This is a genomic window from Glaesserella parasuis, from assembly GCF_017352235.1.
In the GTDB taxonomy this organism is placed as follows: Bacteria; Pseudomonadota; Gammaproteobacteria; order Enterobacterales; family Pasteurellaceae; genus Glaesserella; species Glaesserella parasuis.
This window is the reverse complement of sequence record NZ_CP071487.1, coordinates 124,428-150,981: the sequence shown is the minus strand read 5'-3', so window position 1 is coordinate 150,981 and position 26,554 is coordinate 124,428. Positions and strand designations below refer to the sequence as shown.

General features: G+C 42.4%; 12 protein-coding genes, 3 tRNA genes and 4 rRNA genes. 5 read left to right on the top strand and 14 right to left on the bottom strand.

Annotated elements, in window-relative coordinates; translation table 11 throughout:
- Positions 1 to 36 precede the first annotated feature (36 nt).
- From J1G47_RS00755 to J1G47_RS00705, 11 genes are all read right to left on the bottom strand, one after another.
- Positions 37 to 330: a DUF5389 family protein gene (locus tag J1G47_RS00755; RefSeq protein WP_021114301.1), complete on the bottom strand. Its 294-nt coding sequence runs from the start codon at positions 328 to 330 to the stop codon at positions 37 to 39.
- Position 331: 1 nt separating this feature from the next.
- Positions 332 to 1,225 (bottom strand): site-specific tyrosine recombinase XerD, encoded by an 894-nt coding sequence (xerD, locus tag J1G47_RS00750; protein WP_021114300.1) that lies wholly within the window; start codon positions 1,223 to 1,225, stop codon positions 332 to 334.
- 112 nt (positions 1,226 to 1,337) lie between these two features.
- Positions 1,338 to 1,413, bottom strand: a tRNA-Trp gene (locus J1G47_RS00745).
- A 53-nt stretch (positions 1,414 to 1,466) separates the two neighbouring features.
- Positions 1,467 to 1,543 (bottom strand) — tRNA-Asp (locus J1G47_RS00740).
- A gap of 11 nt (positions 1,544 to 1,554) precedes the next feature.
- Positions 1,555 to 1,670, bottom strand: a 5S ribosomal RNA gene (gene rrf, locus J1G47_RS00735).
- Between the two features lie 51 nt (positions 1,671 to 1,721).
- A 5S ribosomal RNA gene (gene rrf / locus J1G47_RS00730) occupies positions 1,722 to 1,837 on the bottom strand.
- Between the two features lie 174 nt (positions 1,838 to 2,011).
- Positions 2,012 to 5,028: ribosomal RNA gene (locus tag J1G47_RS00725) — 23S ribosomal RNA — on the bottom strand.
- Positions 5,029 to 5,242: 214 nt separating this feature from the next.
- Positions 5,243 to 5,318, bottom strand: a tRNA-Glu gene (locus tag J1G47_RS00720).
- 143 nt (positions 5,319 to 5,461) lie between these two features.
- Positions 5,462 to 7,004, bottom strand: a 16S ribosomal RNA gene (locus J1G47_RS00715).
- Together the 16S, 23S and 5S rRNA genes with 3 tRNA genes alongside form the textbook arrangement of a ribosomal RNA operon.
- A 371-nt stretch (positions 7,005 to 7,375) precedes the next feature.
- Positions 7,376 to 10,105, bottom strand: a complete 2,730-nt coding sequence (locus tag J1G47_RS00710) for an Ig-like domain-containing protein (protein ID WP_005712630.1) — start codon at positions 10,103 to 10,105, stop codon at positions 7,376 to 7,378.
- 255 nt (positions 10,106 to 10,360) lie between these two features.
- Positions 10,361 to 10,573: a hypothetical protein gene (locus J1G47_RS00705; RefSeq protein ID WP_005712633.1), complete on the bottom strand. Its 213-nt coding sequence runs from the start codon at positions 10,571 to 10,573 to the stop codon at positions 10,361 to 10,363.
- A gap of 277 nt (positions 10,574 to 10,850) precedes the next feature.
- Between J1G47_RS00705 and J1G47_RS00700 the strand changes: the two genes are divergently transcribed.
- Positions 10,851 to 11,687: a DUF5718 family protein gene (locus tag J1G47_RS00700; protein WP_021114366.1), complete on the top strand. Its 837-nt coding sequence runs from the start codon at positions 10,851 to 10,853 to the stop codon at positions 11,685 to 11,687.
- An 11-nt stretch (positions 11,688 to 11,698) separates the two neighbouring features.
- On the opposite strand, the gene rep is transcribed toward J1G47_RS00700, so the two are convergent.
- Entirely contained in the window at positions 11,699 to 13,720 is a 2,022-nt protein-coding gene (gene rep, locus J1G47_RS00695; protein WP_207326689.1) for a DNA helicase Rep, read from the bottom strand.
- 150 nt (positions 13,721 to 13,870) lie between these two features.
- Here rep and J1G47_RS00690 point away from each other — a divergent pair, with 150 nt between their 5' ends.
- Genes J1G47_RS00690 through recF form a run of 4 tightly spaced genes read left to right on the top strand, consistent with a single transcriptional unit; the run spans position 13,871 to position 17,086 of the window.
- Positions 13,871 to 14,821: a beta-ketoacyl-ACP synthase III gene (locus tag J1G47_RS00690; RefSeq protein WP_010787243.1), complete on the top strand. Its 951-nt coding sequence runs from the start codon at positions 13,871 to 13,873 to the stop codon at positions 14,819 to 14,821.
- Between the two features lie 15 nt (positions 14,822 to 14,836).
- Complete coding sequence (trmB, locus tag J1G47_RS00685) at positions 14,837 to 15,586, top strand: tRNA (guanosine(46)-N7)-methyltransferase TrmB (protein ID WP_010787244.1); 750 nt, start codon at positions 14,837 to 14,839, stop codon at positions 15,584 to 15,586.
- A gap of 24 nt (positions 15,587 to 15,610) precedes the next feature.
- Positions 15,611 to 15,958, top strand: a complete 348-nt coding sequence (locus J1G47_RS00680) for a YggL family protein (protein WP_005712645.1) — start codon at positions 15,611 to 15,613, stop codon at positions 15,956 to 15,958.
- A 42-nt stretch (positions 15,959 to 16,000) separates the two neighbouring features.
- Complete coding sequence (recF, locus tag J1G47_RS00675; RefSeq protein WP_005712648.1) at positions 16,001 to 17,086, top strand: DNA replication/repair protein RecF; 1,086 nt, start codon at positions 16,001 to 16,003, stop codon at positions 17,084 to 17,086.
- Between the two features lie 285 nt (positions 17,087 to 17,371).
- Here the strand turns inward: recF and rpoC are convergent, their stop codons facing one another.
- Both rpoC and rpoB read right to left on the bottom strand, forming a co-directional pair.
- A complete protein-coding gene (gene rpoC / locus J1G47_RS00670; protein WP_005712650.1) occupies positions 17,372 to 21,655 on the bottom strand; it encodes a DNA-directed RNA polymerase subunit beta' in 4,284 nt (1,427 codons plus the stop codon).
- Positions 21,656 to 21,840: 185 nt separating this feature from the next.
- A complete protein-coding gene (gene rpoB, locus J1G47_RS00665; RefSeq protein ID WP_010787245.1) occupies positions 21,841 to 25,869 on the bottom strand; it encodes a DNA-directed RNA polymerase subunit beta in 4,029 nt (1,342 codons plus the stop codon).
- Positions 25,870 to 26,554 lie beyond the last annotated feature (685 nt).

Below are 26,554 nucleotides of genomic sequence, written 5' to 3'. Positions count from 1 at the left end.
ATAGTAGACAAAGTGGCTGCTAATGAATATTTTTCATTAAAGGGTGCGGATAATATAGTAAATTAGGTCGTAGAAAGAGATATAGCCCATCAATAATCCTATCTTTGCTACTAGCGGTTGCTTTTGATGTAATTTATGCAGCAAGCCAGCAATAGCCAATAAAATGAAAGGATAAATCCAAAATGCGGTAGAAAACCAATCAATTTGACTTGGGCTGAGATTAGGATTTTCGCTTAATGCAGGTGATACAAGCAATGCTAATGGCCATAATGAACTGGGTAAACAAAAAAATGCCAATGCCCAACTAAATTTTGAAAAACCTTGTTGCATATTATCCTCTTGGGTGAAACTGTTGATGCAGTGATTTTAAACGAGCTTTCGCCACTTGGGTATAAATTTGTGTCGTAGACAGATCACTATGTCCAAGTAACATCTGCACAACCCGTAAATCTGCACCGTGATTAACTAAATGTGTTGCAAACGCGTGGCGTAAAACGTGTGGAGAGAGTTTATTACTATCAATACCCGCCAACAACGCATAATGCTTAATTCGATGCCAGAATGTTTGACGGGTCATTTGATTGCCTAAGCGGCTAGGAAAAACCACATCTGACGGCACACCATTAAGCAATGAACTTCGCCCATAATCAAAAAACTGTTGGATCCAATAACTCGCTTCTTCCCCTAAAGGCACTAAACGCTCTTTATCACCTTTACCAATGATACGAACTAACCCTTGACGCAGGCTTAGGTTATCCAGTGTTAGAGAAACGAGTTCTGTGACGCGTAAACCCGTGGCATAAAGTAGTTCTAACATTGCTTTATCACGCAATTCTAAAGGATCCTGAGTATTTGGAATATTCAGTAAATCTAATACCTGCTCTTCACTCAATGATTTAGGTAAATGGGCTGGTTTACGCGGAGATGTAAGTGTTGCTGTTGGATCATCATCTCGATACTTTTCCAAATAAAGGAAACGAAAAAACTTGCGCAAACAGCTCAACATACGAGATGAACTCGTTGCTTTATAGCCTTGCTCCAGTCTTTCGCCCAAAAAGGTTTGTAGATCAACATAGTCTACTTTTAAAAATGCATTGGGTTCAGAAAACCATTGGGTAAAACTTTCTAAATCTAGTCTATAAGAGGCTACAGTATTTTCTGATAATCCCTGCTCTTGCCATAGAGTATCAAGAAATTGTTCAATAATAGGATCAAGTGGTTTCATAATAACGATAAAATTATCGTAAAAATCTGCAAAATTCTAACATAAAAATACCTTGGAAGGTCGACTGAAATGAAAAAATCGATTAGCAAAACTAATCGGTTTATTTGAAACATGGCAGGGGCGGAGAGGCTCGAACTCCCAACACCCGGTTTTGGAGACCGGTGCTCTACCAATTGAACTACGCCCCTATATAATTATTTACATATAGTTAAAGCGAGTAATTTACTCGCTTATAAATAAGTGGCGGAACGGACGGGACTCGAACCCGCGACCCCCTGCGTGACAGGCAGGTATTCTAACCAGCTGAACTACCGCTCCGCAAATTGGGTACTTGGCAATGCCCTACTCTCACATGGGGAAGCCCCACACTACCATCGGCGTAACTGCGTTTCACTTCTGAGTTCGGTATGGAGTCAGGTGGGACCACAGCACTATGGTTGCCAAGAAATTCTTTTATTAAGTTAGTTCACTAATTTAATGAACTAAGTTAATAAAACCCCGACGATGCTCTACTCTCACATGGGGAATCCCCACACTACCATCGACGTTACAGCTTTTCACTTCTGAGTTCGGTATGGAATCAGGTGGGACAACTGCACTATTGTCGTCGGGAAAATCTTTCAATGACTTTCTCTATCTTCTTTTTCTGTTCTTTAAGGGCAAATGTAATTTGCCCCCACACTATTCTTATTCGAAACAAGCTGTTCTCTGAGTTTTGTTTAGTCTTTTCGTTTCTATTTAGCTCTCTAACTCTCTCACGTCTACTTCAAAAACGCTTGAGGTTGTATAGTTAAGCCTCTCGGGCAATTAGTATCTGTTAGCTCAACGGCTCACACCGCTTACACACCAGACCTATCTACGTCGTAGTCTCCAACAACCCTTACTAGCTTATAGCTAGGGAGAACTCATCTTAAGGCGAGTTTCGTGCTTAGATGCTTTCAGCACTTATCTCTTCCGCATTTAGCTACCCAGCAATGCCTCTGGCGAGACAACTGGTACACCAGTGATGCGTCCACTCCGGTCCTCTCGTACTAGGAGCAGCCCCTCTCAATTCTCCAACGCCCACGGCAGATAGGGACCGAACTGTCTCACGACGTTCTAAACCCAGCTCGCGTACCACTTTAAATGGCGAACAGCCATACCCTTGGGACCTACTTCAGCCCCAGGATGTGATGAGCCGACATCGAGGTGCCAAACACCGCCGTCGATATGAACTCTTGGGCGGTATCAGCCTGTTATCCCCGGAGTACCTTTTATCCGTTGAGCGATGGCCCTTCCATTCAGAACCACCGGATCACTATGACCTGCTTTCGCACCTGCTCGACTTGTCTGTCTCGCAGTTAAGCTTGCTTATACCATTGCACTAACCTCACGATGTCCGACCGTGATTAGCAAACCTTCGTGCTCCTCCGTTACGCTTTGGGAGGAGACCGCCCCAGTCAAACTACCCACCAGACACTGTCCGAGACCACGTTTCGTAATCTTCGTTAGAACATCAAACGTTAAAGGGTGGTATTTCAAGGACGACTCCACAAGCACTGGCGTGCCTGCTTCTAAGTCTCCCACCTATCCTACACATCAAAATTCAATGTTCAGTGTCAAGCTATAGTAAAGGTTCACGGGGTCTTTCCGTCTAGCCGCGGGTACACCGCATCTTCACGGCGATTTCAATTTCACTGAGTCTCGGGTGGAGACAGCCTGGCCATCATTATGCCATTCGTGCAGGTCGGAACTTACCCGACAAGGAATTTCGCTACCTTAGGACCGTTATAGTTACGGCCGCCGTTTACTGGGGCTTCGATCAGGAGCTTCTCTTTCGATAACACCATCAATTAACCTTCCAGCACCGGGCAGGCATCACACCCTATACGTCCACTTTCGTGTTTGCAGAGTGCTGTGTTTTTAATAAACAGTTGCAGCCAGCTGGTATCTTCGACTGGTTCAGCCTTCGGAGGTATACTCTTACAACCTACGCCAGCGCACCTTCTCCCGAAGTTACGGTGCTATTTTGCCTAGTTCCTTCACCCGAGTTCTCTCAAGCGCCTGAGTATTCTCTACCTGACCACCTGTGTCGGTTTTCAGTACGGTTTAGTAAAGCCTTTCGCTTAGTGGCTTTTCCTGGAAGCGTGGTATCAGTTACTTCATTTCCGTAGAAACTCGTCATCATCTCTCAGTGTTATGGAAGTCCGGATTTGCCTAAACTTCCCACCTACCAACTTAAACAGACATCCAACAGTCTGCTAACCTAACCTTCTCCGTCCCCACATCGCAGCTTTACCAAGTACGGGAATATTAACCCGTTTCCCATCGACTACGCTTTTCAGCCTCGCCTTAGGGGCCGACTCACCCTGCCCCGATTAACGTTGGACAGGAACCCTTGGTCTTCCGGCGAACGAGTTTTTCACTCGTTTTATCGTTACTTATGTCAGCATTCGCACTTGTGATATCTCCAGCATACTTCTCAATACACCTTCATCGACTTACACAACGCTCCCCTACCCAACAGGCGTATCACAAATATTCCTCTGATTTCTATCCGCACTTTATGCCAACTCAACGTGTTGGGTGCTTGACCAACATCTTATTCCGTTTCACTTCATTCGATGTTGTTAATCGAAGGCGTATTTGTGATACGCCTGATGCCGCAGCTTCGGTGCTATATTTTAGCCCCGTTACATCTTCCGCGCAGGCCGACTCGACTAGTGAGCTATTACGCTTTCTTTAAATGGTGGCTGCTTCTAAGCCAACATCCTAGCTGTCTAAGCCTTCCCACTTCGTTTCCCACTTAATATAGACTTTGGGACCTTAGCTGGCGGTCTGGGTTGTTTCCCTCTCCACGATGGACGTTAGCACCCACTGTGTGTCTCCTATGCATTACTCTTCGGTATTCGCAGTTTGCATCGGGTTGGTAATCCGGGATGAACCCCTAGCCGAAACAGTGCTCTACCCCCGAAGGTATTCACATAAGGCTCTACCTAAATAGATTTCGGGGAGAACCAGCTATCTCCCGGTTTGATTGGCCTTTCACCCCCAGCCACAAGTCATCCGCTAATTTTTCAACATTAGTCGGTTCGGTCCTCCAGTTAGTGTTACCCAACCTTCAACCTGCCCATGGCTAGATCACCGGGTTTCGGGTCTATACCTTGCAACTCACCGCCCAGTTAAGACTCGGTTTCCCTTCGGCTCCCTTATTCAGTTAACCTCGCTACAAAATATAAGTCGCTGACCCATTATACAAAAGGTACGCAGTCACCCAAAAGGGCTCCCACTGCTTGTACGTACACGGTTTCAGGTTCTATTTCACTCCCCTCACTGGGGTTCTTTTCGCCTTTCCTTCACAGTACTGGTTCACTATCGGTCAATCAGGAGTATTTAGCCTTGGAGGATGGTCCCCCCATCTTCAAACAGGATTTCTCGTGTCCCGCCCTACTTGTTGCAAGTTTAGTACCACAACATAAACTTAAAATACGGGGCTATCACCCTGTGTCGCTTGGCTTCCCAGCCAATTCTTCTGTCTTTGCTGCTATCACTTGCTGGCTCTTTCGCTTTCGCTCGCCGCTACTGACAAAATCTCGGTTGATTTCTTTTCCTCGGGGTACTTAGATGTTTCAGTTCTCCCGGTTTGCCTCAACAGACTATGTATTCATCTATTGATAGTAGATTCTTCATCTACTGGGTTTCCCCATTCGGATATCTTGGATTAAACGCTTCTTATCAACTCATCCAAGCTTTTCGCAGATTAGCACGTCCTTCTTCGCCTCTGATTGCCTAGGCATCCACCGTGTACGCTTAGTCACTTAACCATACAACCTCAAACATTTTCACTTGAAGTTGATATTAACTACTAAACACTTGACTGCTTTTGTTCAGTCAAGATTTTTCTTACTACTCAGACTTTCTTGTTTCAGGGCAAATGTGATTTGCCCCTACAGAAAATCTCTCAGTTTTCAGCTTGTTTCCAAATTTTTAAAGAACATTCGATAATCACTTATCTTTCGACAAAAAATCATCTTTAAATGGCGTCCCCACGGGGATTCGAACCCCGGTTACCGCCGTGAAAGGGCGATGTCCTAGGCCTCTAGACGATGGGGACAACATTTAAAGATGCTTTCCTTCATCCTGTCAATTTGCAAATTTTATCGCAAATCTGACCGCTTGTGTCTGTTTTCTTGCTCTATTCCTTGTCTACAATTACCAAACAATCTGTGTGAACACTTGCAAATCTCTTCATTCAGGTAAGGAGGTGATCCAACCGCAGGTTCCCCTACGGTTACCTTGTTACGACTTCACCCCAGTCATGAATCATACCGTGGTAAACGCCCCCCCTTTCAGTTAAGCTATCTACTTCTGGTACAACCCACTCCCATGGTGTGACGGGCGGTGTGTACAAGGCCCGGGAACGTATTCACCGCGACATTCTGATTCGCGATTACTAGCGATTCCGACTTCATGGAGTCGAGTTGCAGACTCCAATCCGGACTTAGATGCACTTTCTGAGATTCACTCCACCTCGCGGCTTCGTCACCCTCTGTATGCACCATTGTAGCACGTGTGTAGCCCTACTCGTAAGGGCCATGATGACTTGACGTCATCCCCACCTTCCTCCAGTTTATCACTGGCAGTCTCCTTTGAGTTCCCGACCGAATCGCTGGCAACAAAGGATAAGGGTTGCGCTCGTTGCGGGACTTAACCCAACATTTCACAACACGAGCTGACGACAGCCATGCAGCACCTGTCTCTAAGTTCCCGAAGGCACACTCTCATCTCTGAAAGCTTCTTAGGATGTCAAGAGTAGGTAAGGTTCTTCGCGTTGCATCGAATTAAACCACATGCTCCACCGCTTGTGCGGGCCCCCGTCAATTCATTTGAGTTTTAACCTTGCGGCCGTACTCCCCAGGCGGTCGATTTATCACGTTAGCTACGGGCACCAAACATAAAGCCCAATCCCCAAATCGACAGCGTTTACAGCGTGGACTACCAGGGTATCTAATCCTGTTTGCTCCCCACGCTTTCGCACATGAGCGTCAGTATTTTCCCAAGGGGCTGCCTTCGCCTTCGGTATTCCTCCACATCTCTACGCATTTCACCGCTACACGTGGAATTCTACCCCTCCCTAAAATACTCTAGCCACCCAGTATGAAATGCAATTCCCAAGTTAAGCTCGGGGCTTTCACATCTCACTTAAGTCACCGCCTGCGTGCCCTTTACGCCCAGTCATTCCGATTAACGCTCGCACCCTCCGTATTACCGCGGCTGCTGGCACGGAGTTAGCCGGTGCTTCTTCTGTGACTAACGTCAATGTAATGCTCTATTAAAACATCACCCTTCCTCATCACCGAAAGAACTTTACAACCCGAAGGCCTTCTTCATTCACGCGGCATGGCTGCATCAGGGTTCCCCCCATTGTGCAATATTCCCCACTGCTGCCTCCCGTAGGAGTCTGGACCGTGTCTCAGTTCCAGTGTGGCTGGTCATCCTCTCAGACCAGCTAGAGATCGTCGGCTTGGTAGGCCTTTACCCCACCAACTACCTAATCCCACTTGGGCTCATCTTATGGCAGGTGGCCCGAAAGTCCCACCCTCTAGTCCTTAGACATTACGCGGTATTAGCGACAGTTTCCCGTCGTTATCCCCCTCCATAAGCCAGATCCCCAAGCATTACTCACCCGTCCGCCACTCGTCAGCAAAGAAAGCAAGCTTCCTCCCTGCTACCGTTCGACTTGCATGTGTTAAGCCTGCCGCCAGCGTTCAATCTGAGCCATGATCAAACTCTTCAATTTAAAAAGTTTAATCGCTCAATAAACTGCTTAGCTAAAGTTTACATATTACTTTTAAGTAAAAATGAATTTCTAGTTTAAGCACCTATCAAGACTTCAAAATTAAAAAATATTTTAAAACAAAGTCAATCAACAAGTGCCCACACAGATTGTCTGATAAGTTGTTAAAGAGCAAAAAAGAACGACGCACTGTCAAATTTAACTACTTCACAACAGCGCGTCGTTGTGTGGTGTGCATTATAGAGAAATTCAAATCCAACGCAAGTACTTTTTTGCAAAAAATTTGAAAAAAATGATCGCTTGGTGAAAAGAAATTCAGTTTGAGTGAATTTTTAGCGACAAGCGGTCGATTTTCATTACTTTTTCACAATACATCAAGCAATAATAAATACATTGCTCTCTACTGTGAAAAGCGATGATGTCGAAAGTGTTGCAAAATGAATCGCATTGCCTTTTCCGCTTCCATCACTATCGTAGCTTAATTTCCCTGTTGATGAATCATATTGAATATGTTCTATCACTTTATCTGCACTTGTTAAACTACTAAAGATCGTTTTGGATAATTCAATTTTATCTTCAGCACTGAAATCGGTAATAACATCTGCCTTACCATTCAAACTAGCATTGAAAACAAAAGTATCCTCACCTTCCCCGCCAATTAATGTATCATCACCCGCTCCGCCGTAAATATTATTGTCTGCGGCATTACCGATTAAAGTGTCGCTATGTGCGGAACCAAGTAGATTTTCAATTTGTGTACCTTGTCCGATATAGGCTTGACCTTTTGTATATTCGACATCAGAAATATCTAGAGGCGCATTCACAGCCCCATTACTATCCACTGTTGCTTTATCAGGTAAGCCAAAGTATATTTTTACGTCCTGCTTACTACTGTGAACGCTTTTAATCAAGAAATTTTTCTCTTTTGTCTCACCAACATAAATCCAAGAGCCTGGATTTAAATTAACATAGACCCCTGCTTGCTCTTTAGATGCGTCAAAGGTATCAATCCCTGCGCCATCCCAAATATAACGACCACCATCGGAGGCGTAAGTATTAAAATCAGCAAAGGTATAAACATCATCTCCAGCACGAGATTTCGCATTCACACCAAAACGATTTTGTAAATAGGCTAAATCATACATTCGCAAAGAATGTAACTTCTGATATAAGCTATTGTTTACATAACGGTTATAAGACATCACTGAAAACTCAGAACTGTCTTCAATCAAATAGTCTTTACCAAATTCTGTTGTGGAATCAGTATGCGGCATTCCTAAGGTATGGCCTATTTCGTGTAATGCGGTGTAATAACTGTAATCCTCGCCCCAGCTCTTATAATCATTTGCTGCATTCCAAGTGATATTTCCCCCGCTCATTGCCACAGCAGCAGAACCGTTCGTCATTTTGCCAAAATTAATCACTAAACTTTGTCTATCTGTAACAGGAACCACCTTACTTTCCACAAATTCAACGTTAAGATAGCTTGAGTATTGATCATAAACCTCTCTAAAAATCTCTTTCAATCTCGTATCTTGTAACGCATCGCTTGGAACACTTCCGCCTGTTTCAAACTCCAATTGCTCTGAACCGTGGAAATAATATTTAATCACCGCAGGTTTCTCTTGCGGTGAACCTGCCGGTACATTGTAGCTCAGACCAAATCCACCTAAACGTTTGACAAAATAAGCCGTGCTCCAACCCGCTTGTGAATGATCATCTTGCACTTTTTCAATAAAATAAGGGAAATTATAGCCATCAGTAGAGTGATCATTATTAATCTCTTTCGGTGGTTGATTTTGTACAATAACGTGCTTACTGCTTATATTACTTGGTGTTACAACTCTCTCTACATCAGTTACTTGGATCTCTTTTTCAGCCAAGTCTTTAGTTGTTAATGTTGCTGTTACTTTATCCGTTTGGACCAAGGCTTTTTTATCAACCATTGTCGAGAAGGTATTACCCGCTTGCACTTTGGTTTCATAGCTCTTTTCACCTACTTTGACCACAACAGTATCACCGACTTTCACAGAGCTATTCGCCGCTGCTGTAACAGTTCCGCTTACCTCAACCTGTTGTTCTGCTTTGTAATTTGCTTTGTAGCTGGTATCAGATTGTCTTTCTAAATGTGGACTGTCGAAAGTTACTGTTTTCACTGCAGGTGTTCTTGTACCATAACTGATCCAAGTCGCATAGGAACCATCATCTTTTTTGGTTAGCCCATAAATATTGTTATGGTAGTCACCCTTAACGCCTGTTGCTAAAGAAAACGATAATGAAACGTCCTTCCCGGTTAATTCAGCTAATTCACTTGCAGGAATATCAAGGAAGAACTGTTTATCGTGGAAACCAGCCTTATAAACTTTATCGCCAAACTTCACTTTCACTTCAAGCAAGCGTTTGTGATTTAAACCCACAGCATAGACATCAGTGAACTCAACATTGCCTTTAATGCGTACAAGCGGTTCAATTTCGCCCATATTTAACGAAAAGTCGCCCACTTTCTTAATATCAATTTGAGCAACGACTTCTTTATCGACACTATAAGCACGAGCAGTATTGGCAGAAGCATTGTTATTGCCTGTAACACTTGCTTTTACCACATATTTATCGGTTGCAATAAGATCGCTTGCTGGAACTTCAAGTTTGAATTTTAAATTGCTATCTACAACTGCCGATTTTTCTTGGCTATTTACCATTATTTTTACGGTTTGTCCTGCCTGAGCATCACTACCTGAAATCGTAATATTGCCCGAACGTTCATCGCTGCTAATTGCATTATCGCCTGCAATAGGTTCAAGGCCGAGTTTGACTTCAGGTGCAATCGTATCAACTTGATATTCTTTTTCTACAGGAGCTTTTGCTGGGTTATCCATCTTATCTTTTGCGGTAACTTCAATCGCAAAACGTCCATCTGTAACCGGACCAGTTGATACTGCTTCCCCTACTTTCAACGTAACAATATCACCGTTATTTGCATTAGTCACAGACCCAGTGATCGTAATTTTTTCCTGTTGAGATTCTATATAATCAATAAGGTTATCATTGGTAATCTGATCTAGAGTAATTTGGGGTACACTATTCTCAACATGATTTGATTGCATTGATGATTTTGAGGATGAAGACGATTTACTCGTATGGTTTCTAACTGTTTCTGATACAACGCCAGCTGTTGCCGCAGTTACCGCACCTAAACTAAGACCAACCAGTTGTGCTGTGCTTAATGTTGATGCGATACTTGTGGAAGCAACCGCCGAAATCTCAGCTGCAGCTGCGGCACTTTCTGCTGTAGCAAATGAGGCTTGAGTATTTGCTAAATATTGTGCATTTTCTATAGGATAATGTAGTTGATAATCTTGTCACACTAAACTAGGTTGCTGACTTCCTTCTACCGAAATAGCAAGATCGTTTCCAACAACTTCCGCTTTAGCATTAGTAATTAAATTTCCATGTTCATCTATTAGTTGGTATTTTGTTCCTTTCTCTGCTTTTTGAACAACCGTTTTAGCACCGTTCAAAACAATGTCTTTTGTTTGATGGTTATTAACCACTCTCAATATCATTTTTTTCATTGATTGACTCTCTTAAGAAAAATTGATATTCAATTATCATTGATACGAAATATTCCCGTACATTGATATTTGAACACTATGGGATTCCGATGTTAAAATCTGTGCAGTATAATGCTAACTTATTGAAAAACAAATACAATTTATAAAAAACATGTATCATATTAATAGGTATTAAAAAGAACTGCCTGAATAACAAATAGTTACAATACCTATCGTTATTTCTGTATAAAATCAGTAAAATAATATTTACATATATTGAATTTCTTGGAGATTAGGTATGGAAAATTCTAAATTCATTGGACTGGGCGTTGCTGGTAATTTTACTGGGCATTTAGAACAAGCTGGAGAGGATAGGGATTTTGTGAAAATTCAAACTAGCGAAGTTCATCAACCAAAAGCTATTTTTCCCTTTTATGTTCCTAGCGAACATCTAGACAAAAATGAACAATTTCTTTCAACATATCCTCTCTCTCACGATATCATTGTTTTTCCTGAGAAAGCAGACAATCTCCAAATTGAACCTGAAGTTGCATTAATTTGTGATATTGAATATAAAGAAGGTCGTGTGATTGCATTAAGACCAACACATTTTGCAGCCTATAATGATTGTTCAATTCGCCGGCCTGATGCCCGTAAAATTTGCGAAAAGAAAAATTGGGGAGCCCATTCAAAAGGTATTTCTTCTGTACAAATTGCATTAGATAAATTTGAACAGGGGGGAAATTTAGATAGCTACCACATTGCCTGTTTTCATAAACGTGATGGCAAACTTTCGGAATATGGAGTAGATAGTCCAGTTATTAGCTATAGCTATTTCCATCAGAAATTGTTAGCTTGGATCATTGATAGAATGAACAACCAACCCAATCAAGATCCAATGAATAATATATCTGAACTAATTAAAAAAGCAGATTATCCCAATAAAGCAATTATTAGTATCGGAGCAACGTGTTACACAGATTTTGGAAAAAATCACTTTTTACATATTGGAGATACAAGCATAGTTGTTGTATACAACGCCAAAAAATATTCCCACGAACAAATAGCCTCAATGGCTGAAAAAGAAATCTTTGTAAACGATGATATTTCACCATTAATACAAATTGTTCGATAACATCAAGTATTCTATTTCCTATTCGCTTGTACCATAGCCATTAAGCTATTTAGTCCAGCAGATACTTTTTGCTGGCGTTCTTGCTCACTCAGTTTAGGTTTATCTCGTTCCCATTGCAAATCATCTTGCGGTAATTCGAGTAAAAATCGGCTGATTTCGGGTTTAATTATTTCGCCATATTGACGGCGTTCTTTGCATAAAGAAAAAGTCAGTGTCTGTTGTGCACGGGTAATGCCAACATAAGCCAGACGGCGTTCTTCTTCCACATTGTCTTCATCTATGCTGGTTTGGTGTGGCAAAATGCCTTCTTCCATACCGATCAAGAAAACGTGTGGAAATTCCAACCCTTTAGAGGCGTGTAATGTCATCAGTTGCACCTGATCGCTTTCGTCATCATCTTCGCCACGTTCCATCATATCTCTTAGGGTCAAATTGGTGACGACTTGATTTAAGCTCATCGGCTCGCTGAGTTCATCGCCTTCCAACATTTTCTCCACCCATTCAAACAGTGTTTGCACATTGCGACTTTGCATTTCTGCGGATTTCGGGGTTGCCGCCGTTTCGTAGAGATAGGCTTCATATTGAATTTTCGCCAACATATCCTGAATTGCAGATTTCGGCTCGGATCTGACCGCTTGATCGGATAATTCCACCACCCAGCGAGCAAAGTCCTGCAAGGCTTGATACGGTTTTGGGGTTAAACGTTGGATCAGTTCAAAATCAAAAATAGCTTCAAATAGGCTCACCTGTTTTTCATTGGCAAGTTGCCCTAATTTTTCAAGCGTCGCCGCCCCGATTTCCCGTTTCGGCGTATTCACAATGCGTAAAAATGCCGCATCGTCATCTTGGTTCACCAATAACCGCAGATAGGCCAACATATCCTTGATTTCGGCTTTGGCAAAGAAAGACGTTCCGCCTGAGATTTTGTAGGGAATACGGTTTTGGATCAGCAACTTTTCCAACAAGCGAGATTGATGATTGCCACGATATAAAATTGCATAATCTTTATACTTGGTTTTGCGTGAAAAACGGTGTGCAATCAACTCACCCACAATACGTTCAGCTTCTCGTTCTTCATTTTTTGCTTCAATCACATTGAGCTTTTCGCCTTCGCCCAACTGCGAAAAGAGGCGTTTATCAAACAAGTGATCGTTGTTATCAATCAGAATGTTGGCACAGTGCAAAATCCGTTGACTAGAGCGGTAATTTTGCTCGAGTTTAATCACTTTGAGCTTCGGAAAATCCTGTTGCAGCCGCCCCATATTTTCAGGCTTTGCCCCACGCCACGAGTAGATCGACTGATCGTCATCGCCTACCACGGTAAAATTGCCATCACAACCGACCAACAGCTTAATCAATTCATATTGGCTGGTGTTGGTGTCTTGATATTCGTCCACCAACAAATAACGGATTTTCTGCTGCCAACGCTCTTTAGCTTCAGGAAATTGCTTAAACAGCAAAGTCGGCAACATAATTAAATCATCAAAATCCAAAGCATTGTAGGCTTTGAGCTGATTTTGATATTGATCGTAAAAATGGCTGAACGCCCGATCACGATCGCTTTTTGCTAAGACAATCGTCTGTTCGGGCAAAAGCAGATCGTTTTTCCAGTTAGAAATGGTCGCCACCAACAATTTCAACAGATCTTTATCTTCCGTCACATTTTCAGGCAACAGATGTTTCAACAACGCCAGCTGATCGTGTTCGTCAAACAGCGTCATCCCCGACTTATAGCCGAGTAATTTATGTTCACGTTTTAAAATCTCAAAACCAAGGGTGTGAAAGGTTGAAATCGTCAATCCTCGACTACTTTCCTTACCGATAGAATGTGCCACACGCTCACGCATTTCACGGGCAGCTTTATTGGTAAAAGTCACCGCCGCAATCTGCTTCGGCGAATAACCGCAACGGGCAATCAGATGAGCAATTTTATTGATGATCACCCGTGTCTTGCCCGAACCAGCACCCGCCAGAACAAGGCAAGCCCCATTGACATATTCTACCGCTTGTTGTTGTTGAGGATTGAGTTTCATTGAATTTCCTTTTGATATAAGCGGTATGATTTTAGTGATTTTTTGCGAATTGTCGAGAATGATTTACCTTTATAATTGCTCCTATCCCCTACTATTTTTAGAGGGTTATAGTTATAATATCTAGCAATCTAGAAAAGTTGAGAAAAAAATATGTACAGCAAAATTTTAGCGACGGGAAGCTATATGCCCACCCAAGTTCGTACAAATGCTGATTTAGAAAAAATGGTAGAAACCTCAGATGAGTGGATTGTTACTCGCTCAGGTATCAAAGAACGTCGCATTGCTGCAGCCGATGAAACTGTTGCAACAATGGGCTTTGAAGCAGCTAAGAAATGTTTGGAACAGGCCAATATCGATCTGCAAGAGATCAATTTAATTGTGGTGGGAACAACCAGTAATTCTCACGCTTATCCAAGTGCTGCCTGTCAAATTCAAGGTTTGTTAGGCATTGAAGATGCAATTGCTTTTGATGTAGCCGCCGCTTGTACTGGATTTGTTTACGCATTAAGTGTTGCAGATCAGTTCGTTCGTACAGGACAAGTGAAAAAAGCCTTAGTGATCGGTTCGGATCTTAACTCGCGTAATTTAGATGAAACAGATCGTAGCACAGTGATCTTATTTGGTGACGGTGCAGGTGCAGTTATTTTAGAAGCAAGTACTGAACAGGGCATTATTTCTACGCATTTACACGCTTCCCCTGAAAAAAATGAGATGTTAGTGTTGCCTTATGCTCAACGTGGCGATGAACAATCTGGCTATATTGAAATGCAAGGGAATGAAACCTTTAAATTAGCCGTGAAGCAGCTTTCTGATGTGGTAGAAGAAACTTTAACCGCAAATAATTTGGAAAAAGCTCAGTTAGATTGGCTTGTACCACATCAAGCAAATTTACGCATTATTAGTGCAACAGCGAAAAAATTAGAGATGGATATGGAACAGGTTGTGATCACCTTAGATCGTTATGGCAACACCAGTGCTGCAACCATTCCCGTAGCCTTAGATGAAGCGGTGCGTGACGGGCGTATTAAACGTGGGCAACTATTGCTTCTTGAAGCCTTTGGTGGCGGTTGGACTTGGGGTTCTGCCCTTGTTAGATTTTAATCGGCGAACATTAAAATGTCTGAAAAAATTACTTTTGCCGATAAAAAACGTAAAACCGTTGAACGTGCTGAATTTACTGCTGATGGTCGCTATCTTCGTAAAGTGCGTAGTTTTGTACTGCGTACGGGGCGTTTGAGCGATTATCAGCGTGATATGATGAATAATAACTGGGAAAATCTCGGTTTGGATTATCAAAATACGCCTTTTGATTTTGAGGCAATTTTTGGCAACGGCAATCCTGTAGTGCTTGAAATTGGCTTCGGTATGGGGCGTTCACTCGTGGAAATGGCAGAACAAAATCCTGATCGCAACTATATTGGGATTGAAGTCCACACACCAGGGGTTGGTGCTTGTATCGCTTATGCGTTGGAAAAAGGCGTGAAAAATCTGCGAGTGATCTGCCACGATGCGACAGAGATTTTGCGAGATAGTATTGCTGATGGATCATTAGGTGGATTGCAGCTTTATTTCCCTGATCCGTGGCAAAAAGCGAAACACCATAAACGCCGTATTGTTCAACCTGAATTTGTTACCCGTGTATTAACCAAACTGTCGCCGAATAGTTTTATTCATTTTGCGACAGACTGGGAAAACTACGCCGAGCATATGCTAGAAGTATTACGTCAATTTGATGCTTCATTGCAAAATACATCAGAAACCAACGATTTTATCCCTCGCCCTGATTTCCGTCCTTTAACTAAGTTTGAAGAACGTGGACATAAGTTAGGACACGGTGTGTGGGATTTATATTTTATTAAGAAATAATGTTACTCAAATAGGAGAAAGAAAATGGCTCAACCAATTCGTAATCGCAGACAGCGTAAAAAAATGCACTTAGCAGAGTTCCAAGAATTAGGCTTTTTAGTGAAATTCCAATTTGTAGAAGGTACTGGTATTGACCAAATTGATACAACTGTTGATCGTTTCATTGATGAAGTAATTCGCCCAAATGGCTTAGCTTATGAAGGCAGCGGCTATTTGCATTGGGAAGGTTTAATTTGCTTAGAAAAATTAGGTAAATGTGATGAATCTCACCGTCAATTAGTGCAAAAATGGTTAGAAGCTAATGGCTTAGTTGAAATCGAAGTGAGTAATTTGTTTGATATTTGGTGGGATTATCCATTACTAACTCAATAAACTAATACATAGATTATTATGTGATTTAAAAGTAATCTTTGCATGTCCCTATCTCGTTTAATTATTAATAATTTCCGAAATTTAACAGCTGTGGATCTTGAGCTGAACCACGGCTTTAACTTTTTTATTGGAGCAAATGGAAGTGGAAAAACCAGCCTACTTGAAGCAATTTTCTACCTTGGTCACGGTAAATCCTTTAAAAGTCATATTAGTAATCGAATCATTAAGTACAACCAAGAAGAATTCACTTTATTTGGCAAAATCCAAGAAGAAAAACACGAATGCTCTGTCGGTTTACAAAAAAATCGTCAAGGAGAAACTATATTAAGAATCAATGGGGAAAGTAATAAAAAGATCGCTGACCTAGCCTATCTTCTTCCAATGCAGGTTATTACCCCTGAAGGTTTAACATTGCTCAATGGAGGACCAATATATCGCAGAGCATTCCTAGATTGGGGGTTGTTCCATCAAAATACTGACTTCTATCATAATTGGAATAGCCTAAAACGACTACTAAAACAACGAAATGCAGCCCTTGTACAAACTCGTCATTATAATGAACTAAAGCCATGGGATGTCGAGCTTAGCAAATTTGCACAAATAGTTAGCCAATCTAGGGCTGTCTATGCCGAATCTATTCTTACCTACATTGAAAAAAACTGCCAATTCTTTTTACCTGAATTAGAAATTACAGCAACTTTCTATCAAGGGTGGGAAAAAGAGAGAGATTACGCCGATCTTTTAGCACAAGGCTTTGAAAGAGACAGATCCGTTGGATATACTATGGTCGGTCCTCAAAAAGCGGATTTTCGCTTCCGAGCTAACGGATTACCAGTAGAAGACGTACTTTCTAGAGGGCAACTTAAATTATTGATGTGTGCCTTACGGCTTGCGCAAGGAGAGTATTTTATTGCTCAAAAAAATCGTCAATGTATCTTTTTAATTGATGACTTTGCCTCTGAACTTGACACTCAAAAATGCGAATTACTGGCTGATCGACTGTATCAAAGCGGTTCACAAGTTTTTGTTACTGCAATTACCCAAGAACAGCTAAAACCAATACAAGGGAAAAGACAGGACAATGCCACTTCATTTTTTATCAAAGACGGAAAAATGCAATTTATGTAGGTAGGATACTTAAATACTATAAAAATGTTCAATAATGCTTCAATCCTTTAGAGAGTTTCTCACTATGAGCATAGTAGACAAATTTGTCTACTATGCCTGTATTTTTATGTAAATGCTTTCTTTGGGTACGTTTGACTTTCCATTCTAAGAAAAATATCTTTTATTGAACAATACAAATTGCTCTTCATAATGTAAAACTATCTGCATCAAAAAGCCCTCAAAACTTCACAGTTCTGAGGGCTTTTTCATTTTAACAACGGTGGGGCAACCCCCACCTATAAGTGACTACTCTTCATCATCACTATCAAACCCTGCATTTAGTAATGCTGCAAGGTTTTGAGTTGCTTCGTCATTAACAAAGCTTTGGGTTTCAGCTTCGATGTCTTCCTCAGTTGCAAAAGAAGAAGCAGAAACTGCCGCTTGTGCTACGCTGATTTCTCCATCTACGCTACGACGTTTTGCGCGTTCTTTATGATATGCAAAACCAGTACCCGCTGGGATTAAACGGCCGACGATAACGTTCTCTTTTAAGCCGCGTAATTCGTCACGTTTACCTGCCACAGCTGCTTCGGTAAGCACACGAGTGGTTTCTTGGAACGATGCTGCAGAAATGAATGATTCTGTTGCAAGTGATGCTTTGGTGATACCAAGCAATTCACGTTCAAATTCCACTTCTGGTTTACCTTCAGCAACACGTTTGCGGTTAGCGATTTTCACACGTGCCACTTCCACTTGTTCGCCTTCTAAGAACTCAGAGTCGTAAGCGTTGGTAATTACCGCTTTACGTAACATTTGACGTACGATCACTTCGATGTGCTTGTCGTTAATTTTTACCCCTTGTAAGCGGTAAACTTCTTGCACTTCGTTTACGATGTATTCAGTTACTGCGTGAACACCACGTAAGCGTAAGATGTCGTGTGGCGTTTCCGCACCGTCAGAGATCACATCACCACGTTGTACCATTTCGCCTTCAAACACGTTGAGCTGACGCCATTTCGGAATCATTTCCTCGTGTGTTTCGCCCTCTGCTGGAGTAATTAACAAGCGGCGTTTTCCTTTGGTTTCTTTACCAAATGAAACGATACCTGAAATTTCCGCAAGGATTGCTGGCTCTTTCGGTTTACGAGCTTCAAATAAGTCTGCAACGCGTGGAAGACCACCCGTAATATCCTTAGTCGCTGTGGATTCTTGTGGAATACGCGCTAATGCCTCACCCACAGAGATTTCTGCACCGTCGTTTAAGGTAACAATTGCTTTACCTGGTAAGAAGTATTGTGCTGCAACATCGGTACCTGCGATTAAAATATCGTTGCCTTGTGCATCGACTAATTTTAATGCTGGACGTAAATCTTTACCTGCCGTTGCACGCTCACCCACATCTTGTACTACCACAGATGAAAGACCTGTGAGTTCATCGGTTTGACGTGTTACGGTTAAGCCATCGACAATGTCGCTGAACTTGATGAAACCGCTTACTTCAGAGATGATTGGCATTGTATGTGGATCCCAGTTAGCAACCACTTCGCCTGCATTCACTTCTGCACCATCTGCTTTTGAAAGCACCGCACCGTAAGGCACTTTATAGTTCTCTTTAGTTCGACCGAACGCATCAACCACAGTTAATTCGGTGTTACGAGAAGTTAGTACTAACTTGCCGTCTTTGTTTGTAACCGATTTCGCATTGGTAAGTTTGATCGTTCCTGCATTTTTCACTTGAATGCTAGATTCTTTTGCAGCTGCAGATGCCGCACCACCGATATGGAATGTACGCATCGTTAACTGTGTACCCGGTTCACCGATTGATTGTGCCGCAATAACACCGATCGCTTCACCTTGGTTGATTAAGTGACCACGAGCAAGGTCACGACCGTAACATTTCGCACACACGCCGAAGTCTGTGTTACAGGTTACGACTGAGCGTACTTTGATCACATCAACAGATTCACGGTCAATCACATCACACCATTTTTCATCAATTAGGGTGTTACGTGGGATTAACACTTCTTCTGAACCTGGTTTTAAGACATCTTCAGCTACCACACGACCTAATACACGATCACGCAATGCTTCTTTTACGTCACCACCTTCGATAAGTGGGGTCATCACGATACCTTCGTGTGTACCACAGTCGTCTTCTACGATCACTAAGTCTTGTGCCACATCAACTAAACGACGGGTTAAGTAACCTGAGTTTGCTGTTTTTAATGCGGTATCCGCAAGACCTTTACGTGCACCGTGGGTTGAAATAAAGTATTGAAGAACGTTCAAACCTTCACGGAAGTTTGCGGTAATTGGGGTTTCGATGATCGAACCGTCTGGACGAGCCATCAAGCCACGCATACCTGCTAACTGACGAATCTGTGCTGCAGAACCACGCGCACCAGAGTCTGCCATCATAAAGATGCTGTTAAATGATGCTTGTTTTTCCGGATTACCTTCACGGTTTAATACTTCTTCCGTTGATAAGTTTTCCATCATCGCTTTCGCAACACGTTCGTTTGCAGCCGCCCAAATATCGATCACTTTGTTATAACGCTCACCTGCGGTTACAAGACCTGAGTTGAACTGCTCTTGGATTTCTGCAACTTCTTCTTCAGCAGCTGAAATAATTTCGTATTTCTGTGCTGGAATCACCATATCATCAATACCAACAGATGAACCGGAACGTGCCGCATATGCAAAACCTGTGTACATAATTTGGTCAGCGAATACAACTGATTCTTTCAAACCTAAACGGCGGTAGCTTTCGTTGATTAATTTTGAAATCGCTTTTTTGCCTAAAGTTTGGTTGAACAGTTTAAACGGCATACCTTTTGGTGAAATCATCCATAGGATTGCACGACCGATAGTGGTATCGACTAAGCTGGTTGTTGCTTCAAACTCACCGCTTGCGTTTTTCTCATATTCAGTAATACGCACTTTAACACGAGAGTGTAATTCCGCTTGACCTGTACGGTATGCTTTTTCTGCTTCACGAGGGTCAAGGAAGTACATTCCTTCGCCTTTACCGTTTACTTTCTCACGGGTCATATAGTAAAGACCTAATACAACGTCCTGAGATGGTACGATAATCGGATCACCGTTTGCCGGTGAAAGTACGTTGTTGGTAGACATCATTAACGCACGTGCTTCTAACTGTGCTTCAAGCGTTAATGGAACGTGTACCGCCATTTGGTCACCGTCGAAGTCCGCGTTGAACGCCGCACACACAAGTGGGTGTAACTGGATCGCTTTACCTTCAATCAACAACGGTTCAAACGCTTGGATACCCAAACGGTGAAGTGTTGGTGCACGGTTAAGCAGGATCGGGTGTTCACGGATAACTTCAGCAAGAATATCCCATACAATCGGATCTTCACGCTCTACCATTTTCTTCGCCGCTTTGATCGTTGAAGCAATGCCACGGCTTTCTAATTTAGAGTAGATAAACGGACGGAATAATTCCAACGCCATTTTTTTCGGTAAACCACATTGGTGTAAGCGTAGGTATGGACCTACGGTGATTACTGAACGACCGGAGTAATCTACACGTTTACCTAATAAGTTTTGACGGAAACGACCTTGTTTACCTTTGATCATGTCCGCAAGTGATTTTAATGGACGTTTGTTAGAACCCGTAATTGCACGACCACGACGACCGTTATCTAATAACGCATCAACCGATTCTTGTAACATACGTTTTTCGTTACGCACGATAATATCCGGTGCGATTAAGTCTAAAAGACGTTTTAAACGGTTGTTACGGTTAATAACACGGCGATATAAATCGTTCAGATCAGATGTCGCAAAACGACCGCCATCAAGCGGAACTAATGGACGAAGATCCGGTGGAAGAACCGGTAATACCGTCATTACCATCCATTCAGGTTTGTTGCCTGATTGAATGAATGCTTCAAGTAATTTTAAGTGTTTAGTGATTTTTTTGCGTTTGGTTTCTGAGTTGGTTTCTTGTAACTCTTCACGCAACATTTCACATTGATGTTCTAAATCTAAGTCTTTGAGTAACGCTTGGATACCTTCTGCACCCATTTTCGCTTCAAACTCGTCGCCCCAACGCTCTTCTGCGTCTAAGAACTGTTCTTCGGTTAATAACTGATTTTTCTCTAAATCCGTCATACCCGGTTCGATCACGACATAGCTTTCAAAATAAAGCACACGTTCAATATCACGCAACGGCATATCAAGGATTAAGCCGATACGGGACGGAAGTGATTTTAAGAACCAAATGTGTGCCACCGGGCAAGCCAGTTCAATGTGTCCCATACGGTCACGGCGAACTTTGGTTTGGGTGACTTCAACGCCACATTTTTCACAAATCACACCACGGTGTTTTAAGCGTTTGTATTTACCACAAAGACATTCGTAATCTTTTACCGGCCCGAAAATACGCGCACAGAAAAGACCGTCACGTTCAGGTTTGAATGTACGGTAGTTGATGGTTTCTGGTTTTTTGACTTCACCAAACGACCAAGAACGGATTTTGTCTGGTGATGCTAAACCGATTTTAATCACATCGAAATCGTCGTTCGATTTAGATTGTGCTTTTAAAAACTTAACTAAGTCTTTCACGTTTTTGCCCCTGATTTGAGGTTTTTGTTCTTGAAATGGTCGCCCATTTCAACTGAAAATCTTTGGTTGCAAGCGGTCGGTGTTGGCAAATTGTTTGCAAGATTTGACCGCTTGTGGGAACGAATGTAGGGACACACTGAGTGTGTCCACGGACGCACGCAGTGCGTCCCTACAAATTGTCGTTCTTACGCTTCATCCAACTCCATATCAATCGCTAATGCACGGATTTCTTTCGTGATTACGTTGAATGACTCTGGAATACCCGGTTCCATATAGTGTGTACCGTCCACGATGTTTTTGTACATCTTCGTACGACCGTTTACGTCGTCCGATTTCACCGTGAGCATTTCTTGTAAGGTGTAAGCGGCACCGTATGCTTCTAATGCCCATACCTCCATCTCACCGAAACGCTGACCACCGAGCTGTGCTTTACCACCGAGTGGTTGTTGGGTAACAAGACTATAAGAACCTGTTGAACGAGCGTGCATTTTGTCATCAACTAAGTGGTTCAATTTGAGCATATACATATAACCTACGGTTACCAGACGCTCAAATTTCTCACCGGTACGTCCATCATATAAAGTAATTTGACCTGATGTCGGTAATCCACCTAATTCTAATAAGCCTTTGATCTCGCTTTCGTGTGCACCGTCAAATACCGGTGTTGCAAGCGGTAAGCCTTTGCGTAAGTTTTGTGCTAAACGCATCACTTCTTCATCAGAGAAGGTGCTTAAATCCACGCTTTGCGCTCCGTGACCTAAGTCATAGGCTTTTTGGATATATTCGCGTAACTTCGCAATCTCTTGCTGTTGCTTGATCATCTTGTCGATTTGGTCACCGATACCACGAGCTGCCAGACCTAAGTGAGTTTCAAGGATCTGACCGATGTTCATACGAGATGGAACGCCCAATGGGTTTAATACGATCTCAACTGGCTGACCGTTTTCGTCATACGGCATATCTTCAACTGGGTTAATTTTTGAGATAACCCCTTTGTTACCGTGACGACCTGCCATTTTATCCCCAGGTTGAATTTGACGTTTCACCGCAAGATACACTTTCACCACTTTTAATACGCCCGGTGCTAAATCGTCCCCTTGAATGATCTTGTTGCGTTTGATCTCAAGTTTACGTTCAAACTCTTTGCGTAGTTCTTCGTGTTGTTCTGCAAGCTGTTCAAGTTGGTTTTGTTTTGCTTCGTCATCAAGGGTTTGTTCCAACCATTTTTCACGTGCAAGGTTATCTAACGTTGCTTGTGCAACGCCACCTTCAAGTAATAGGTTGCGAACACGGGTGAACAAGCCTGCTTCTAAGATCTCTAACTCTTCGGTTAAGTCTTTTTTCGCTTCACGTAATTGAATTTCTTCAATGTCTTTCGCACGTTTGTCTTTTTCTACGCCATCACGGGTAAAGACTTGAACGTCGATAACGGTACCTGATGTGCCGTTTGGTACACGAAGCGAACTATCTTTAACATCTGATGCTTTTTCACCGAAGATCGCACGGAGTAATTTTTCTTCCGGGATTAATTGGGTTTCACCTTTTGGTGTCACTTTACCCACAAGAATATCGCCACCTTTCACTTCAGCACCGATATACACGATACCTGATTCGTCCAGTTTGCTTAATGCTGACTCACCCACGTTTGGAATATCTGCCGTGATCTCTTCTGCACCAAGTTTGGTATCACGAGCCACACAAGATAACTCTTGAATGTGGATTGTAGTAAAGCGGTCTTCTTGTACTACACGCTCAGAGACTAACATTGAGTCTTCGAAGTTATAGCCGTTCCAAGGCATAAATGCCACACGGATATTTTGACCTAACGCCAACTCACCTAAATCTGTTGAAGGACCATCAGCTAAGATTTCACCACGACCAACCGGCTCACCTAATTTCACACAAGGAATTTGGTTGATACAAGTGTTTTGGTTTGAACGGGTATATTTGATTAAGTTATAAATATCAATACCTGCTTCACCTGCAACGGTTTCATCTTCATTGACTTTTACTACGATACGAGAAGCATCAACGTACTGGATAGTACCACCACGTTTTGCAATCACCGCAACACCAGAGTCAAGGGCGATTGGTTTTTCCATACCTGTACCGACTAATGGTTTGTCCGCACGCAATGTTGGAACTGCTTGACGTTGCATGTTTGCACCCATTAACGCACGGTTCGCATCGTCGTGTTCAAGGAATGGAATTAATGCTGCCGCCACAGAAACCACTTGTTGCGTTGAAACGTCCATATAGTGAATTTCTTCTGGGCGATATAAACCAGACTCACCGTGTTCACCACGACAGGTCACATAAGTATCGGTAAAGCGGAAGTTCTCATCTAAGTTTGAGTTCGCCTGTGCGATAACGTAAGCACCTTCTTCAATCGCTGATAAGTATTCGATCTCTTCAGTCACTTGACCATTCACGACTTTACGGAATGGGGTTTCTAAGAAGCCGTAGTTGTTGGTACGTGCATATACAGAAAGCGAGTTAATCAAACCGATGTTTGGACCCTCTGGGGTTTCAATCGGACATAAGCGACCATAGTGAGTGGTGTGTACGTCACGCACTTCAAAGCCTGCACGTTCACGAGTTAAACCGCCCGAACCTAACGCTGAAATACGACGTTTGTGGGTGACTTCTGAAAGCGGGTTGTTTTGGTCCATAAATTGCGAAAGTTGTGATGAACCGAAGAACTCTTTCACTGCCGCAGAAATTGGTTTCGCATTGATTAAATCTTGTGGGGTCACGCCATCTAAATCGCCTAATGAAAGACGCTCACGCACCGCACGTTCAACACGCACTAAACCGATACGGAATTGGTTTTCCGCCATCTCGCCCACTGAGCGGATACGACGGTTACCTAAGTGGTCAATATCATCGACTTCACCACGACCGTTACGGATTTCGATCAATTTCTTCATTACACCGATGATGTCGTCGTTGCTTAAGATACCTGTGCCTACGCCTTCAGGAATATCTAAAGAACGGTTGAACTTCATACGACCTACCGCAGAAAGATCATAGCGGTCGGTTGAGAAGAACATATTGTCAAATAATGCTTCAGCCGCTTCTTTTGTTGGTGGCTCACCTGGACGCATCATACGATAGATTTCCACTAACGCACTTAAACGGTCGTAAGTTGGATCGATACGCAAGGTTTCAGAAATGTACGGACCGTAATCAAGATCGTTAGTAAATAATACTTCGATCTCGTTGTAACCTGCTTGTGCTAATGCTGCAAGGGTTTCTAAACCGATCTCGCTGTTTGCTGGGCAAACAATTTCACCTGTTGAAAGATCAACGTAATCTCTCGCTGTCACACGACCTACGATATACTCGGTCGGTACTTGGATTTGAGTAATATTGTCTTTTTCTAATGCACGAATGTGACGAGCGGTAATACGACGACCACTTTCAACATAGATTTTGCCGTTTGCTTCAATGTCGAAAGCTGCGGTTTCACCACGAAGACGCTCAGGTACTAAGGTCATCAATAATCTGTTGTCTTCAATGTGGAAAGTCGCAGTTTCGAAGAACATATTTAAGATTTCTTCGGTGGTGTAGCCTAATGCACGCAGAATGATTGTTGCCGGTAATTTACGGCGACGGTCGATACGTGCATAAAGGTTGTCTTTCGGATCGAACTCGAAATCTAACCAAGAACCACGGTAAGGAATGATGCGTGCGTTATAAAGCACTTTACCTGAAGCGTGGGTTTTACCTTTGTCAGAATCGAAGAATACGCCTGGACTACGGTGTAACTGAGAAACGATAACACGCTCAGTACCGTTGATCACGAAAGTACCGTTGTCGGTCATCAATGGGATTTCACCCATATAGACGTTTTGTTCTTTGATGTCTTTTACTGTGCCTGCTGCCGCTTCGCGATCAAAGGTCACAAGACGAAGTTTTACGCGTAAAGGCGCTGCATAGGTTGTACCACGAATTTGGCATTCACGCACATCAAATACGGGTTCGCCTAATTCGTAAGAAACGTATTGTAATTCAGTTGCACCGTTGCTGCTCACAATCGGGAATACTGAACGGAATGCCGCTTCTAAACCTTGAAGTCCTTCAGGATCTCTTTGGATAAATTTATCAAAAGAATCGAGCTGAATTGTTAATAGATAAGGTACGTTCAGAACTTGTGAGCGTTTGCCAAAGCTCTTACGAATACGCTTTTTCTCGGAATATGAGTATGCCATTAAATATAGCCTCTGATTTTCTGTTTGGTTGAGTTTTCACAATCCGCCTAAAGACCGGCAGGAAGTGGCATTATAAAAAATTGTACGAGGTGTCATTTTCCAATTGCCAATCAAACAGTCAAAAATCACTACTGTAAGCGGTCAAATTGGGCAGGAGATTTGCAAATTTTGTTGATTAAAATGACAAAACCAACACTTGCGTTCAAGCACAAAAGGCTGACCACTCAAAGCTGTCAGCCAATTTTTACCTAAATGGTTAGGGATTATAGCGGATTTTGCAAAGTTTGGCAACAATTTAACCGCTTGTTTAGAGAGGAATTTTATTAGAAAAAGCTAACAATGATACAAATAACTCTACCTAAAAATAAGAATGGGTTGATATAATCTAACTCTCTACCCAAATTCATTGTTTTTTGTCTAGAACTAATAAGTAAATTTAATATAATCAAAATAATACCTAAAATAAACATCTACCCTCCTTACACTATTGATTTCAAGTTCTTTGGAATGTTACTTTCTTTTAACCCTTGAGATCTAAGAATGAAGTTATGATCTTCCCCTCTAGTAACCATAAGCTTAATTCCCCTGCCTTCTTTTCGTATAGAGATGAGGCAAGGAATATTATTAACCAATGCCCAAAAGCTATATCTATTATGATCACTAATATCAGAACCATACTTATTAT